Genomic DNA, 15,096 nt, shown 5'->3' on the forward strand with positions numbered 1-15,096 from the left:
CCGGAGGGCCACTGTGTTGCGGATTGGAAGGGAGCCTTCGCGTGGGGCGCATCGTGATGAAATTCGGCGGCACCTCGATGGCCGGGACCGAGCGCATCCGCCGCGTCGCGGGGATCGTCAAGCGGCAGCAGGAAGCCGGGCACGAGGTTGCCGTGGTCGTCTCGGCCATGTCGGGCGAGACTGACCGGCTGGTCACGTTCTGTCGCGAAGCGAACCCGCTCTACGATCCGGCCGAGTACGACGTGGTCGTCGCCAGCGGTGAGCAGGTGACCTCGGGGCTGCTCGCGCTGCATCTCCAGGCGCTCGGCTGCAAGGCGCGCTCCTGGCTCGGCTGGCAACTGCCGATCCGCACCGATGAGGCCCATGCCAAGGCCCGCATCGAAGAGATCGATTCGGCGGCCCTGCTGGCCAGCATGGCGGCGGGCGAGATCGCCGTGATCCCGGGCTTCCAGGGGCTGACCGCGGACAACCGGGTGACCACGCTGGGCCGCGGCGGTTCGGACACCTCGGCCGTCGCCGTGGCGGCCGCGGTCAAGGCCGACCGCTGCGACATCTACACCGACGTCGATGGCGTCTACACCACCGATCCGCGCATCGTCGCCAAGGCGCGCAAGCTCAAGAGCGTGACCTACGAGGAGATGCTCGAACTGGCCTCGGTCGGCTCGAAGGTGCTGCAGACCCGCTCGGTCAGCCTCGCGATGAAGGAAAACGTGCGGGTCCAGGTGCTCTCCTCGTTCATCGACGAGTCCGCCCCGCCTGCCGACAGCCTGCCCGGCACGATGATCGTGTCGGACGAAGAACTTGAAGGACTGGATATGGAACGCCAGCTGATCACCGGGATCGCCGCCGACAAGAACGAGGCGAAGGTCATCCTCACCCGCGTACCCGATCGGCCCGGCGCCGTGGCGACGATCTTCAGCCCGCTCGCCGAGGCGAACATCAACGTCGACATGATCATCCAGAATGTCGGCCGCGAGCATACCGACACTGACGTGACCTTCACCGTCCCGGCGTCGGATCTTGATCGCACCAAGGCGTTGCTCGACGCGCAGCAGGCGACGATCGGCTTCGAGAAGATGACCACCGACGCCAAGGTCGCCAAGATCTCGGTGGTCGGCGTGGGCATGCGCAGCCATGCCGGCGTTGCCTCGACCATGTTCAAGGCGCTGGCCGATCGCGGGATCAACATCCAGGCGATCTCGACCAGCGAGATCAAGGTTTCGGTGTTGATCGATGCCGACGAGGTCGAACTGGCGGTGCGCGTGCTGCACACCGCCTACGAACTCGACGGCGCCTGAGCCCGAGCGCCGCCAGCTCCACGCGAAGCTGTGGGCAGACAGGTCGCGGGGCTGGCCTTTATCGGCGCAAGCGGCGATCTGATGGGGCAGGCGCGCGGCGGGGCGACGGGCCGCGCTGGCCATTTGTTCGTACGTCGTTCGCCGCTCGTGACCGTTCGGGGATTGGACCATTCGCCAGGTAGCCGCCTTGCCATACCGGACCGAGGGTTCCGGTCCTGACGCTTCGATCAAGGTGCTGCTCGTCACCTCGCGCGGGACCGGGCGCTGGGTGCTGCCCAAGGGCAATGTCGGCTCGCGCAATCCGCCGCACGTCGCCGCGGCCAAGGAGGCCGAGGAGGAGGCCGGGGTGCTCGGGGCGGTCTGCCCGGTGCCGCTGGGTTCCTACCGCTTCCGCAAGCGGGTGCGCAGCGGCGCCTCGTTGATGGCCGACGTGGATGTGTTCCCGCTCGCTGCCACGCGCGAGCTCGCTTCGTGGGACGAACAGCACGAGCGCGAGCGGCGCTGGTTCACGTTGCACGAGGCCGCCGAGGCGGTGGTCGAGCCCGACCTTGCGGACCTGTTCCGGTCGTTCGCGCCGGCGGATTTCAGATCGGCTGCCGCGCGCACGGGGTGGCGCGGTGCGGTGGCCCGGACTTCATCAGGGGTGTTCTCGATGTTTGCATGGTTTCAACGGCTTCTCCCCAAGACCGGAGATTTCTTCGGGCTGTTCGAGGCCCATGCGGCCACAGTGTTGGCCGCGGCTGAGGCCGTTGTCAGGGTGCTCGAGGGCGGCCCGGCCGCGCACGAACATATCCGCGAGGTGATCGAGCGTGAGCATGATGCCGACGAGATCACCCGCGAGGTGCTGCACGAAGTGCGCCGCACCTTCCTGACCCCGTTCGACCGCGGTGCGATCACCGCGCTGGTCGGGGCGCTCGACGACACGGTCGACGAGATGCAGGCGGCGGTCCAGGCGATCGCGCTTTACGAGGTGGCCGACTTCGCCCCGCAGATGCGCGACATGGCCGCGATCGCGCTCGATGCGGCGCGGGTCACCGCCGAGGCCATGCCGCTGCTGCGCGACGTGGCGCGCAATGGCAAGCGCCTGCACGAGCTGACCGAGCGTCTGGTCCGGATGGAAGGCCATGCTGATTCAGTCCATGCCGATGGGCTCAAGCAGTCGCTGCACGCGCATGGAGCCGCCGACACGTTGCGCTTCGTCACCGAACGCGAGATCTACAAGCATCTCGAGCGGATCGTTGATGCCTTCGAGGACGTGGCCGATGAGATCGACGGCCTCGTGATCGACCACGCCTGAGGCCCGGCCGGTGCACGAACTCGCCCTGCCGCTGCTCGTCGGGCTGGTCCTGATCGCGCTGTCGTTCGATTTCCTGAACGGCCTGCACGATGCCGCGAACGCCATCGCCACCGTGGTCGCCACGCGGCTGCTCTCGCCGGTGCGGGCCGTGGCCTTTGCCGCCTTCTTCAACTTTTCCGCCTATTTCCTGACACTGGCCTATCCCAGCCTCCACGCCGTGGCCGATACGATCGGCAAGGGCCTGATCGACAAGGATCTGGTCACCCCGCAGGTGGTCTTCGGGGCCCTGATCGGCGCGATGTTCTGGAACGTGGTGACCTGGCTCAAGGGCATCCCGTCATCGTCGAGCCATGCCCTCGTCGGCGGGATCATTGGCTCCGGCGTGGCCCATGCCGGGTTCACCGGGGTCAAGTGGGGCGGACTGTCGAAGACCCTGGTGGCGATCGTCGCCTCGCCGCTGATCGGCATGATGCTGGCGCTGCTGGTCATGCTGCTCAGCAGCTGGGCCCTCCACAAGGTCACCGCCAACCGCGCCGAGCGCAGCCTGCGGGTGCTGCACCTGGTTTCTTCGGCGGCCTATTCGCTCAGCCACGGGCTCAACGATGCGCAGAAGACCATGGGCATCATCACCGTGCTGCTCTATTCGACCGGCTATCTCCACGGCGACTTCGAGGTGCCGCACTGGGTGGCGATCTCATGCTACATCGCGATGGGACTGGGCACGCTGTCGGGCGGGTGGAAGATCATCGAGACGATGGGCTCGCGGATCACCAAGCTGTCGCAGCACCAGGGGTTCAGTGCTTCGCTGGCCGGCTCGATCGTGGTGTTCAGCGCCTCGACCCTGGGCATCCCGGTGTCGACCACGCACACGATCACCGGCGCGATCATCGGTGCCGGCACCGCGCGGCGGGCCTCGGCAGTGCGCTGGGGTGTGGCGCAGAGCGTGGTCACCGCCTGGGTGATCACGATTCCCGCATCGGCGCTGGTCGGTGCGCTGTTCTATGCGCTGACCCGGTTGTTCTGAACCCCATCAGTCTCCGGTCCGGGCAAGCGTCCGAACCGGAGACTGGGACCAGGCCACGTTTTGCGCCGTGGCCTGGCCTGCGACCCTTCCGACAGACACAGGGGCTTGCCTGCCGACGGGCTCTGGCGCGCGGAACCGAGGGGTTTCGCGCGCCCAGACCTGCAAATGCGAATCGAAGGGCGCGCCAATATCATCTAAATCGGTAGAGTTAAATCGATTGTTGCGATGACCGTAATCGCCTGTGCGCAAGCCCTGCAGCATGGCTTTGCGCCAGGCGGTGCAGGTCCTATAGGGCGGCGGTTTGCGGACCAGGACGGAGAGCGACGTGACGGACAAGACCAGGGCGCTGATGGCCCGCGGGGCCGAGTTTCTCGGCAGCGACTATGCGATCCTGTGCGGCGCGATGAGCTGGGTGTCCGAGCGCAATCTGGTCGCCGCGATCAGCAATGCCGGCGGGTTCGGCGTGATCGCCTGCGGGGCCATGACCCCGGCGCTGCTCGATGCCGAGATCGCCGCCACCAAGGCGCTGGCCCACCGGCCTTTTGGCGTCAACCTGATCACCATGCATCCGCAGCTGTTCGAGCTGATCGCGGTCTGCGCCAAGCACGCGGTGGGCCACGTGGTGCTGGCCGGCGGCATTCCGCCCAAGGGCTCGGTCGAGGCGATCAAGGCGTTCGGCGGCAAGGTGCTGGTCTTCGCGCCGACCCTGGCGCTGGCGAAGAAGCTGCTCCGCTCTGGCGCCGACGCCCTGGTGATCGAAGGCTCGGAAGCGGGCGGTCACATCGGCCCGGTCGCCACTTCGGTCTTGGCGCAGGAGTTCCTGCCGGCCCTGGCCGAGGAGCATATCGTGTTCGTTGCCGGGGGGATCGGCCGGGGCGAGATGATCGCCTCCTATCTCGAGATGGGCGCCGCCGGCGTCCAGCTCGGCACCCGCTTCGCGTGCGCGGCCGAGTCGATCGCCCACCCCGCCTTCAAGCAGGCCTTCTTCCGCGCCAATGCCCGTGACGCCGTGGCCAGCGTGCAGGTCGATCCGCGCCTGCCGGTGATTCCGGTGCGCGCGCTGAAGAACAAGGGCACCGAGGAATTCACCGCCAAGCAGCGCGAGGTGGCGCAACTGCTGGATGCGGGGACGATCGAGATGGGCGAGGCCCAGCTCCAGATCGAGCACTTCTGGGCCGGCGCGCTGCGCCGCGCGGTGATTGATGGCGATGTCGAGAATGGCTCGCTGATGGCGGGCCAGTCCGTCGGCATGGTCACCCGCGAGGAGCCCGCCGCGGCGATCATCGCCGAGCTGGTGACCGAATGCGAGGCCGCGCTGAGCCGCTGACCCGGTCCGGTTCCGACCCGGCCGACGGCGCCTAGAACAGCTCGTCGAGGAGCAGGTGGAAGCGGAGGCGCTCGGCGTCGACCGGATCAGCGGCCACCGCCTGCAGGAAGCGGCGTTGCAAGGCCGCGCCATGATCGGCCAGGCCGCGCCAGGCCAGCGCGATGTCCTGATAGCGGTCGGCCACGCCGAGTCGGCCGACATCGATGCAGCCGGCACGCCCGTCCGGTGCGATCACCACGTTCTCGAGGGTGAAGTCTCCGTGGCTCACCACCGGCTCGGTCCGGGTGGGGCGGGCGTTCCTCAGGGCTGCCCAGACTTGCTCCGGTGTCCAGCCGGCCCGCTCCGCATCGAAATCGGCAGGGTCGACCTGTCCGGCGTCGATCCGCGCGCGGGCCTGGTCGAGCCGCCTGCTGTCGCTGGCGTCAAAGGGACAGGAGGCAATCGGTAAGGCCTGCAGGCGGTTGAGCAGCGCGGCGAGAGCGGCAACGATCGCCCCCTGCTCGGCCGGGGCGGCGCGCTCGAGCTGCGCGGCGGCGGTGGCGCCGGGGAGTGCCGTCATCAGCAGCCAGGCGCGGTCGGGCTCGGTCACCCAGTCGACCACGGTCGGGGCCGGGACCCGCGAGGCCAGCCAGCGCAGCCGCATCGTCTCTGCGGCGAGTTCGGCCGCTGCGGCGGCGCCCGCAGCGCTCTTGAGATAGAGCGGCGAACCCGTGCCGGTGGGCGTCAGCCGGATCACCACCGCGCCGGATTCGCCCGCCTCCACAGGTTCGGTGCGGTAGCCGGCCAGCCGTCCCGCGAGACGGTCGGGCAGGTGGCTGGGCAAAGGACCATCCGGGTGGGACAGGGTCAGGCCTCCGGGGTGATGAACCGGGCCCAGATCGGCGCCGCCGGGTGATCGTGGGTCAGCGGGTCCCACTGCCGCGCCATCAGCGCGCGCGCCGCCGGCTCGGGCATCCCCAGCACCGCGCGGTGATAGCGGTAGAAGAACGCCGAAACCCGCCAGTTGAGGATGCAGTGGACGTGGACCGGCCGCGGACCCGCGTCGAGCGCGGCGCGGAAGGCGGCGAAATGGGCCTCGTCCGGGGCATCGAAGGGGACCGGAATATGGGTATAGGCGATGCCCTGCGCGGCCAGCAGCGCGGCTTCATCCGCGAGGGCCTGCGGGTGCTCGGCCAGGGCCAGGTTGATCACGCTGCGCACCCCCAGCGCGGCGAGCCGCGCGACATGGTCGGCGGTGAGGGCACCCGAGGTGGTGATCGCCGCGTCGAGCCGCTGCCAGGCGGGAATGTCCTGTGGATCGTCCATCCCGCTGCTTAGGCCACGGGCGAGCCGGCAGGGCAAGACTCGGGGCAGTTGCGCGGGGCTTCCGTTGCGCTAGGCTGCACTCCGGATGGAGTTTGGAGTGACAGGCGATGTGCGACGATTTCACCTTCGAAGCTGAGCAGCAAGCCGTCACGGCCGGCGTGTCGCGGCGCACCTTCGGTGTGGCTGGGACCGCCGCGGCGATGGCCGCCTGGACCCCTGCGGCGGCGGCGGGCAAGGCGCCGGCGCTGCGCGAGACGGTGGTGGCTGTGCCAACCCCCGATGGCACCGCCGATGCCGTGTTCGTCCATCCGGCCAAGGGCAGGCATCCCGCGGTGGTCATGTGGCCCGACATCGCCGGGATCCGTGATGCCAACAAGGCCATGGCCCGGCGGCTGGCCGAGGCCGGCTTTGCCGTGCTGCTGGTCAACCAGTACTATCGCAGCGCCAAGGCTCCGGTCCTGGCCGACTTCGCCTCGTGGCGCACTCCGGCCGGGCAGGAGCGGTTGCGGCCGATGATCGCGCAGATCAACCCCGAAGGGATCATCCGCGACGGCGGCGCCTTCGTCGCCTGGCTCGACAAGCAGGCCGCGGTCGATACCAGGCGCGGCATCGGCACCACTGGCTACTGCATGGGCGGCCCCTTCGCGGTGCGCACCGCCTTCGCCGCGCCGGCCCGGGTCGGCGCCGTGGGATCGTTCCACGGTGGCGGCCTTGTCACCGACAAGCCGGACAGCCCGCACCTGCTCCTGCCGCGCACCCGCGCCGCCTACCTGATCGCCGTGGCCCGCAACGATGATGGCCGCGCCCCGGCCGACAAGGACACGTTCAAGGTCGCCGCCACCGCGGCGGGTCGCGCCGCCGAGGTCGAGGTCTATGCCGCCGACCACGGCTGGACCGTCCCGGATTCGCCAGTCTACGACAAGGCCGAGGCCGAACGGGCCTGGGCGCGCCTGCTGGCGCTCCTCGCCAAGCTGTAACCGGTTGGGCGGGGCGGCGAACCTCCTTGCAGGCGCGCCGCCCGATTCCCATCTTGGCGCGCAGCTAGGAGACCCTGATGACCGAGAAACTGACCCTCAGCGATGCCGAGTGGCGCGAGCGGCTGACCCCGGAGCAGTACCAGATCCTGCGCCGCGGGGGCACCGAGCGGGCCTTCACCGGCAAGTACGAAGGCAACAAGGCGCCCGGTCTCTATGCCTGCGCCGGCTGCGGCACGCCGCTGTTCTCGTCAGAGACGAAGTACAATTCCGGATCGGGCTGGCCCAGCTACACCGCCCCGGTCGCGGCCGACGCGGTCGACGAGCTGGTCGACCAGTCGCACGGCATGGTCCGCACCGAGGTCCGCTGCGCCACCTGCGAGGGCCACCTAGGCCACGTCTTCCCCGACGGCCCCGGGCCCGAGGGGCTGCGCTACTGCATCAACAGCGCCTCGCTGGCGTTCACCCCGAAGGACTGAGGCACCCGGCCCGCGCCGGCGCGTTCCGGCGCCGCGCTTTTTTGTTAACGCTGTGTTCGCCTTCGCCTATGCAGGGAGCGCAGTGAGGTGGGCCCAGGGGTGTGGGCTGCAGAGGATCAGAAAGACCGCATGGCCCGAACCGATGTCCGGCGTAATCCTTCCGGCACGCCGCCCAGACCGCCCCGTACCGCGGCCGGCGGCGGCAATGGCGGAAGTGGCGGCAAGGGTGGCGGCGGCGGCTTCGGCCGTTTCGTGAAACGCGTGCTGGCCTGGACCGTCGCCGCGGGCGTGGCCGCGGTGCTGGCCCTCGGCGTGGCGGTCGCCGTCGCGGCCTCGTCGCTGCCCAGCTTCGGCGCGCTCAAGTCGCAGCAGGAAGGCCAGATGATCATCGTGCGCGCGCGCGACGGTTCGGAGCTGGTCTCGCTGGGGCCAAGCTATGGCAAGTGGATCCCGGTCGGGCAGATCCCGCGGACAATGAAGCAGGCGATGATTTCGGTCGAGGATCGCCGCTACTATGACCACTTCGGGGTCGACCCGGTGGGCATCGCCCGCTCGGTGTTCGTCCGCGCGCAGAGCGGGCGCTGGCGGCAGGGCGGCTCGACCATCACCCAGCAGCTCGCCCGCAACGTGTTCCTCAACAACAACCGCACCTTCGCCCGCAAGGCGCGCGAGGCGATCCTGGCGATCGCGCTCGAGAGCAAGTTCAGCAAGGACGAGATCCTCGAGCTCTACCTCAACAAGGTCTATTTCGGGGGCGGCGCCTACGGCATCGATTCCGCCGCGCGCAAGTTCTTCGGCCATCCCGGCACCGAACTGACCCTGCCCGAAGCGGCGATCATCGCCGGACTGGTCAAGGCACCGTCGCGCTATTCGCCCACCGCCGATGCCGAGGCCGCGGTCAAGCGCGCACGGGTGGTGGTCGAGACCATGCTCGATGCCGGCGCGATCTCGGCCGGCGAGGCCGAGGGGGTCGATTTCGACACGGTCCGCTTCGCCGCCGAGCAGGGCCAGAACTCGGTGCGCTACTTCACCGACTGGGCCTTGCCGCAGCTCGACCTGCTGGTGCCCGAAAACAGCGAGCCGATCGAGGTCTGGACCACGCTCGATCCGGCGATGCAGCGCGCCGCCACCGACGCGGTCGCGCGCCATGCGCCCAAGGGCGCCCAGGGCGCGCTGGTCTCGCTCGACCGCGACGGCGCAGTGCTGGCGATGGTCGGCGGGACCGACTACGTCACCTCGAACTACAACCGGGCGACCAACGCGGTGCGCCAGCCGGGCTCGGCGTGGAAGCTGTTCGTCTATCTCGCGGCGATCGAGGCGGGCTACAAGCCCGACGATGCCGTGGTCGACGAGCCGGTGACGATCGCCGGCTGGAGCCCGCACAACGACGGCCGCACCTTCGCCGGCCGGATCGACGTGCGCACCGCCTTTGCCTATTCGAAGAACACGGTCGCCGCGCAGCTCGGCAACGAGGTCGGCTTCGGCACGGTCGCCGGCATGGCGCGGCGGCTTGGGATCACCACCCCGATCAACACCATGCCCTCGATGGTGCTGGGCACCTCCGACGTGCGGCTGATCGACATCACCCGGGCCTTTGGCGCGGTCTCGGCCAAGGGCACCGCGGTCGAACCCTACGGGATCACGAAGGTCGCCACGACCGACGGACGCGTGCTCTACGAGCATCGCTCCGTGGCCGGGCAACAGCTGCTCCAGCCCTTCGTGGCGGCGGCGATGACCGACCTGCTGCAGACCGCGGTCAACATCGGCACCGGGCGCGCCGCGCAGATCGGGCGGCCGGTGGCGGGCAAGACCGGTACCACCAGTTCGAACAAGGACGGCTGGTTCATCGGCTTCTCCAGCGGGATCACCACCGGGGTGTGGATGGGCCGCGACGATGCCCGGCCGATCCCCGGCCTGATGGGCGGCACTGCCCCGGCGCGGGCCTTCGCGCAGTACATGCGGGTCGCGACCGCGCGCCGCCCGCTCGAGAAGTTCGACACCGAGCTGGTCCTGCCCGAATGGCAGCTCGAGCCTGACGACGAGGCGATGACCGGCAGCCCCGAGGACTATTACTATGTCGACGAGCAGGGCAACCTGATCGACCCCGCGCGCTCGCAGGGCGGCGCGCCGGGCGATGGTCCACGCGGACGGATCGAGGACAACGGCCAGCCGCCGCCTGACGACGGCGGCCCACCCGCCGCCGCCAATGACGATTTCCTTGACCAGGCGACCGGGCGACAAGGGCGGCGCGGACAGTAGCCACCGGACCCCGGCTCGGCGGCCGACGCGGTTGCATCACCGGCGATCAGCGGCAAGGATGCCCCGGGTCGAAAGAGGACCAGCCGATGACTGCCACCCCGCCGAGCCATACCGCGCCCGCCACCCTGTCGCGCACGTTGTCGTGGCCGCATCTGGTCGCGCTCGGGGTCGGATCGATCGTCGGCACCGGGATTCTCACGCTGATCGGGGTGGGGGCCGACCGCGCTGGTCCGGCGGTCCTGCTGTCCTTCGCGATTGCCGGTGGGATCTGTGCGCTGGCGGCGCTGGCCTATGCCGAGCTGGCGGCGATGATGCCCGCGGCGGGCAGCGCCTACAGCTACAGCCATCGCGTGCTCGGTCCCACGCTGGGCTGGATCGTGGGATGGAGCCTGATCCTCGAGTACTCGCTGGTGGTCTCGACCGTCGCGGTGGGATGGTCGGGCTATGCCGCGCCGTTGCTGGAAGCGGCCGGGCTGCCCGCGGCGCTGACGCGCGGACCCGAGCTGGGCGGGATCGCCAACCTGCCGGCGGTGTTCATCATCGCCGTGGTCGCCGCACTGCTGGCCTTCGGCACCCATGAGAGCGCGCGGATCAACACCGTGCTGGTGGTGGTCAAGATCCTCACCCTGAGCCTGTTCGTGATCGTCGCGCTGCCGGCGTTCGATGCCACGCACCTCTCCCCGTTCATGCCGTTCGGCTTCGGCAAGCACATGGGCCCCGACGGGGTCGAGCGCGGCGTGATGGCGGCCGCGGCGATCATCTTCTTCGCGTTCTATGGCTTCGACGCGATCTCGACCGCGGCCGAGGAGACCCGCGAACCGGGACGGGACCTGGTGATCGGCATCCTCGGCTCGCTGGCGATCTGCACGCTGGTCTATGTGCTCGTCGCCGCGGCCGCGATCGGGGCGCGGCCCTTCGCCGATTTTGCCGACAGTCCGGAGCCGCTCGCGCTGATCCTGCGCCAGATGGGCCAGGGCGCAGTGGCGCGGGTGGTCGCGGTGGCGGCGGTGATCGCGCTGCCGACCGTGCTCCTCGGATTTCTCTACGGGCAAAGCCGCATCTTCCTCGCCATGGCCCGCGACGGCTTCCTGCCGGCCGGGCTGGCCCGGCTCAGCCCGCGCGGCACGCCGCTGCGGGTCACCTGGATGACCGCAGTGATCGTCGCCGTGCTGGCCGGGGTCCTGCCGATCTCGGACATCGCCGCGCTGGCCAATGCTGGCACGCTGATCGCCTTCGCGGCGGTCGGGGTCTGCCTGGTCACCCTGCGCCGGCGCGAGCCCGATGCCGTGCGGCCGTTCCGCGTGCCGGGCGGCATCGCGGTCGGCTGCGGCGCGGTCGCCGGCTGCCTCTACCTGTTCGTCAGCCTGCCGACCAAGACGCTGCTGGCCTGCCTGGCGTGGAACGTGCTGGGCGCGCTGGTGCTGCTCATCCAGCGTCGTCGGGCGTTGCGCCAGGGCCTGTCCTGAACAGGTTGTCCTGGGGGCCGTTCCCGGACCCTTGATGCCACCGCCCCGGACCATCGCCGGGCCGTACCAGCGAACGGCCCCGCCTCCTGGCTGGAGGCGGGGCCGCTGCTGTCGCTGGGTTCGCTTGCCGGCGCCGGATCAGCGCAGGCGCACCGGCATGTAGATCGCCGGCTGGCCGCGGCGCTGCACGCGCAGCAGCACGGCATTGCGGTTCTGCGCCTTGGCGGCGCGGACGATCGTCTCGAGCTGGGCCACCGTGGTCACCGGAGTGTAGTTGGCGGTCAGCACGATGTCGCCGCGCTGCAGGCCCTTCTGGCCGGCATCCGACGAGCTGTCGACCGCGGTGATCACCACGCCCTGGGTGCCCTCGGCCGCGCCGAGCTGGCGGATGATCGAGGGGTTGAGCGGGATGGCCGAGAAGCCGAGCGCCTGCTCGACCAGCCCTTCGCCCTGCTTCTTGGGCGGCCGGTTGAACTGGTCGCCGTCCTGCCCGGGCTGCTGGTCGAAGCTCTGGGCCTGGGCCAGCTCGTCCTCGCTCGGGCGGCGGGCGACGTCGGCCTGCACGGTGAGGCGCTGACCGTTGCGGATCAGCTCGATCGGGATGCGCTTGCCCGGGGGGGTGTTGGCGACGATGAAGGACAGGGTCTGGTCGGGGGTGACCTCCTTGCCATCGACCTTGACCACCACGTCGCCGCCCTGGATCCCGGCCTTGGCCGCTGCCCCACCGGGCTCGACCGCCTGGATGAATTCGCCGCGGTTGTGCGGGATCCCGACCGAATCCGCCAGATCCTCGCCGAGCGGTTGGATGCGCACGCCCAGGTATCCGCGCTCGATCGCCTTGCCGGCCTTGAGCTTCTCGACGATCGGCGCCGCGGTCTCCGCCGGAATGGCGAAGCCGATGCCGACGCTGCCGCCGGTGGGCGAGAAGATCGCGTTGTTGATGCCGATGACGTTGCCGCGCATGTCGAACATCGGCCCGCCCGAGTTGCCCCGGTTGATCGCCGCGTCGGTCTGCAGGTAGCGGTCATAGGCCGAGCCCGAGCCGGTGGCGCGGTAGACCGCCGAGATGATCCCGGCGGTGACCGTGCCGCCCAGCCCGAACGGCTGGCCGATCGCGATCACCCAGTCACCGACGCGAACGTTGCGGCTGTCGCCGAACTTCACGAAGGGGAAGGGCTTGGTCCCGGTGATCTTCAGCACGGCCAGGTCTGAGGCGGCATCGCGGCCGACCAGCTTGGCCGGGAACTCGGTGCCGTCGGTCAGCTTGACCGTGATCGATTCCACCTCGCTCTGGCCGTCGGCAGCGATCACGTGATTGTTGGTCACCACGTAGCCGTCGGCCGAGATCAGGAAGCCCGAGCCGAGCGACTGCGCCTCGCGGGTCTGCGGTGCGCCGCCCTGGCCGCCGCCGAACAGGTCGGCGAAGGGGGTGCCGGCAAAGGGGTTGCCGTCCTGCTGCTGGACGCGCACGCGCTGCCGGGTCGAGATGTTGACCACGGCCGGCTGCAACTGCGCCGTCAGGTCGGCGAAGCTGGTCGGGGCGCCGGCCCGCGGGACCACCTGCTGCATCTGCTGCGCATCGTTCTGCGCGACCTGGGCTCCGGCGGGGAGGCCGGTGACCAGCGATAGCGCCGCGCCGCCAAGCAACAGCGCGGAAGTCACTCCATAAGCGTATCGCACGGGCTTCACGTCCTTTGTGTTCCTTTGCTCTGGCACGATGGGGGCCGAAGGGCTCAATCCCGTTTCACCGTGCGCGGCCTTAACGCAGATTGAATGGGGCGGTCCGGCCCGGGCCCGCCGCGGCCCACGCCGGAGCTGCCCTATTGGGCCCCACCCTTGAACTGGCGCAGATAGCTGCTGTCGGGCGACAGCAGGATCGTGCTCTGCCCGGCGTTCTTGGTGTTGGAGAAGGTCGTGTCGTAGCTCTGCATGGCGCGGTAGAAGTCGTAGAATGCCGGGTCCTTGTTGAAGGCATCGGCATAGATCTTCGCCGCGTTGGCCTCGGCCGTGGCCCGGATGATCTGGGCGTTGCGCTGGCCCTGGGCGACGATCGTGGTCGCCTCCTGCTCGCGCGCCGCGGCCATGCGCGCGAAGGCGGATTCGAGCGGGGTGCCGTCGGGCAGGTCGGCGCGCTTGATCCGCACGTCGATCACCTGGGCGCCGTATTCGCGTGCCTGGCGATCCAGCCCGTCACGGATGTTCTTCATCGCCTGGCCGCGCTCGGCGGTGAGCAGCGACTGGAAGGTGCGCTTGCCCAGCTCCTGCCGCAGCACCGAGGAGAGGATCGGCTGGAGCTGCTCGCCGACCCGTTCGGTGGTGCCGGCAGAGCGGACCATCCGCACCGGATCGATGATGCGGTAGCGCGCATAGGCGTCCACCTCGATCCGCTGCTGGTCGGTCGAGAGCACCTGCTGGCGCTCCATGTCCACCGACATCACCCGCTTGTCGATCCGCACCAGCCGCTCCATGAACGGCACGCGGAAGATCACGCCGGCGCCGGTCTGGCCGAAATCGGCATTGGGGCGGAAGCGGTTGATCACGCGATCGGGATCGCCAAGCCGCACCACTACCGCCTGTTCGGTCTCGGGCACGATGGTGAAGCACGACAGCGCGCCGATCGCCACGACCAGGGCGCCAATCGCGGCGGGCTTGTTGTCACGCCAGAAGTCAGCGAAGGCCATGGTCAGTTCCCTCCCTCGGCCGGGGCCGCACCGGGGGCCGCCTGGGCCTTCTTGCGCAGCTCCGGCAGCGGCAGGTAGGAGTTCACCCCCGGCGCGGCCATGATCACCTTGTCGTTGTTCGACAATACGCGTTCCATCGTCTCGTAGTACATGCGCCGGCGGGTCACCTCGGGGGCCAGCTTGTACTGCTCGTAGACCTTGTCGAAGGCGGCGGCATCACCCTGGGCGCGCGCAGTGATCTGCTGGGCCCAGGCTTGGGCGTTGGACATCTCGCGCTGGGCGTCCTGCTGCGCGGCGGTGACCTTCTGGAACGCATCGATCACCTTCTGCGGCGGATCGGCCTTCTTGATCTCCACGCCCTGGATCAGCACGCCGGCGCGGTAGGTGTCGAGCACGGCCTGCATGCGGGCGCGCACGTTCTGCTCGATCAGCGCGCGGCCGGCGCCGCCCATCGCGTCGGTCAGGGGGACCTCGGCGATCGAGGCGCGCATCGCCGCCTCGGCCACCTCCTTCACGGTCGCCTCGGGATCGGCGAGCTGGAAGGTGTAGAGCTTGAGGTCGTTGATGTTCCAGCGGACCAGATAGCTGATGTCGACCAGGTTCTGGTCGCTGGTCAGCATCAGCTTCTCGGCCTCGCCCTCGGGGATCGTGTTGCGCTGGATCGAGGTCACGTCACGGACGGTCACGCTCTCGATCGGCCAGGGCAGGGTCAGCGAGACGCCCGGGCCGATGGTGCGCGAGTACTTGCCCAGCGTCACGACGATGCCCTGCTCCTTGGGGCCGAGCATGTGGGCCGTGGTCAGGCCCAGCCAGATCAGCGCGACGCCGCCGGCGATCGCCGGGAGCCAGCTGCGCCCGTCGGGGCGCTGCGGCAGGCGCGGCATGCCGCCGCCGAAGCCGCGTCCGCCGCCGCCACCCGGCGCGCCGGACCGGCCGCGGAACAGGTCCTCGAGGCTGGGGCCACGGCGCGGCGCCTCGCCCGGGCC

The 15,096-nt window shown here is 69.7% G+C and carries 13 protein-coding genes; 8 read left to right on the top strand and 5 right to left on the bottom strand.

Annotated features, from left to right (window positions below):
- The first annotated feature begins 41 nt into the window (after positions 1–41).
- From H7F53_RS08370 to H7F53_RS08385, 4 genes are all read left to right on the top strand, one after another.
- Positions 42–1,298, top strand: a complete 1,257-nt coding sequence (locus H7F53_RS08370) for an aspartate kinase (RefSeq protein ID WP_425498158.1) — start codon at positions 42–44, stop codon at positions 1,296–1,298.
- 187 nt (positions 1,299–1,485) lie between these two features.
- Positions 1,486–2,595, top strand: coding sequence for a DUF47 family protein (locus H7F53_RS08375; RefSeq protein ID WP_221773641.1), 1,110 nt, complete (start codon positions 1,486–1,488; stop codon positions 2,593–2,595).
- Between the two features lie 10 nt (positions 2,596–2,605).
- A complete protein-coding gene (locus H7F53_RS08380; protein ID WP_185679038.1) occupies positions 2,606–3,619 on the top strand; it encodes an inorganic phosphate transporter in 1,014 nt (337 codons plus the stop codon).
- Between the two features lie 349 nt (positions 3,620–3,968).
- Entirely contained in the window at positions 3,969–4,946 is a 978-nt protein-coding gene (locus H7F53_RS08385) for an NAD(P)H-dependent flavin oxidoreductase (protein ID WP_185679063.1), read from the top strand.
- A gap of 31 nt (positions 4,947–4,977) precedes the next feature.
- On the opposite strand, the gene H7F53_RS08390 is transcribed toward H7F53_RS08385, so the two are convergent.
- Positions 4,978–5,769, bottom strand: coding sequence for an APH(3') family aminoglycoside O-phosphotransferase (locus H7F53_RS08390; protein WP_185679039.1), 792 nt, complete (start codon positions 5,767–5,769; stop codon positions 4,978–4,980).
- A 23-nt stretch (positions 5,770–5,792) separates the two neighbouring features.
- Positions 5,793–6,251: a beta-lactamase hydrolase domain-containing protein gene (locus H7F53_RS08395; protein ID WP_185679040.1), complete on the bottom strand. Its 459-nt coding sequence runs from the start codon at positions 6,249–6,251 to the stop codon at positions 5,793–5,795.
- A 107-nt stretch (positions 6,252–6,358) separates the two neighbouring features.
- Between H7F53_RS08395 and H7F53_RS08400 the strand changes: the two genes are divergently transcribed.
- From H7F53_RS08400 to H7F53_RS08415, 4 genes are all read left to right on the top strand, one after another.
- Positions 6,359–7,228: a dienelactone hydrolase family protein gene (locus H7F53_RS08400; protein WP_185679041.1), complete on the top strand. Its 870-nt coding sequence runs from the start codon at positions 6,359–6,361 to the stop codon at positions 7,226–7,228.
- Positions 7,229–7,305: 77 nt separating this feature from the next.
- A complete protein-coding gene (msrB, locus tag H7F53_RS08405) occupies positions 7,306–7,704 on the top strand; it encodes a peptide-methionine (R)-S-oxide reductase MsrB (RefSeq protein ID WP_185679042.1) in 399 nt (132 codons plus the stop codon).
- 129 nt (positions 7,705–7,833) lie between these two features.
- A complete protein-coding gene (locus H7F53_RS08410; protein ID WP_185679043.1) occupies positions 7,834–9,963 on the top strand; it encodes a transglycosylase domain-containing protein in 2,130 nt (709 codons plus the stop codon).
- A gap of 86 nt (positions 9,964–10,049) precedes the next feature.
- Positions 10,050–11,429, top strand: a complete 1,380-nt coding sequence (locus tag H7F53_RS08415) for an amino acid permease (protein ID WP_185679044.1) — start codon at positions 10,050–10,052, stop codon at positions 11,427–11,429.
- Positions 11,430–11,567: 138 nt separating this feature from the next.
- Here H7F53_RS08415 and H7F53_RS08420 read toward each other — a convergent pair whose 3' ends face one another.
- From H7F53_RS08420 to hflK, 3 genes are all read right to left on the bottom strand, one after another.
- Positions 11,568–13,109 (bottom strand): Do family serine endopeptidase, encoded by a 1,542-nt coding sequence (locus H7F53_RS08420; protein ID WP_185679045.1) that lies wholly within the window; start codon positions 13,107–13,109, stop codon positions 11,568–11,570.
- 140 nt (positions 13,110–13,249) lie between these two features.
- A complete protein-coding gene (gene hflC / locus H7F53_RS08425; RefSeq protein WP_185679046.1) occupies positions 13,250–14,110 on the bottom strand; it encodes a protease modulator HflC in 861 nt (286 codons plus the stop codon).
- A gap of 2 nt (positions 14,111–14,112) precedes the next feature.
- Positions 14,113–15,096, bottom strand: a 984-nt coding sequence (gene hflK, locus H7F53_RS08430) for a protease modulator HflK (RefSeq protein WP_185679047.1), incomplete at its 5' end; no start/stop codon positions are given.

The sequence above is a fragment of the Novosphingobium piscinae genome (genome assembly GCF_014230355.1).
GTDB lineage: Bacteria > Pseudomonadota > Alphaproteobacteria > Sphingomonadales > Sphingomonadaceae > Novosphingobium > Novosphingobium piscinae.

What these genes read in the sequence shown, in the direction of transcription:
- H7F53_RS08385 (WP_185679063.1), top strand. Translation starts at nt 3,969, where the DNA reads ATGGCCCGCGGGGCCGAGTTTCTCGGCAGCGACTATGCGATCCTGTGC.
- H7F53_RS08395 (WP_185679040.1), bottom strand. Translation starts at nt 6,251, where the DNA reads ATGGACGATCCACAGGACATTCCCGCCTGGCAGCGGCTCGACGCGGCG.
- H7F53_RS08400 (WP_185679041.1), top strand. Translation starts at nt 6,359, where the DNA reads ATGTGCGACGATTTCACCTTCGAAGCTGAGCAGCAAGCCGTCACGGCC.
- msrB (WP_185679042.1), top strand. Translation starts at nt 7,306, where the DNA reads ATGACCGAGAAACTGACCCTCAGCGATGCCGAGTGGCGCGAGCGGCTG.
- H7F53_RS08410 (WP_185679043.1), top strand. Translation starts at nt 7,834, where the DNA reads ATGGCCCGAACCGATGTCCGGCGTAATCCTTCCGGCACGCCGCCCAGA.
- H7F53_RS08415 (WP_185679044.1), top strand. Translation starts at nt 10,050, where the DNA reads ATGACTGCCACCCCGCCGAGCCATACCGCGCCCGCCACCCTGTCGCGC.
- hflC (WP_185679046.1), bottom strand. Translation starts at nt 14,110, where the DNA reads ATGGCCTTCGCTGACTTCTGGCGTGACAACAAGCCCGCCGCGATTGGC.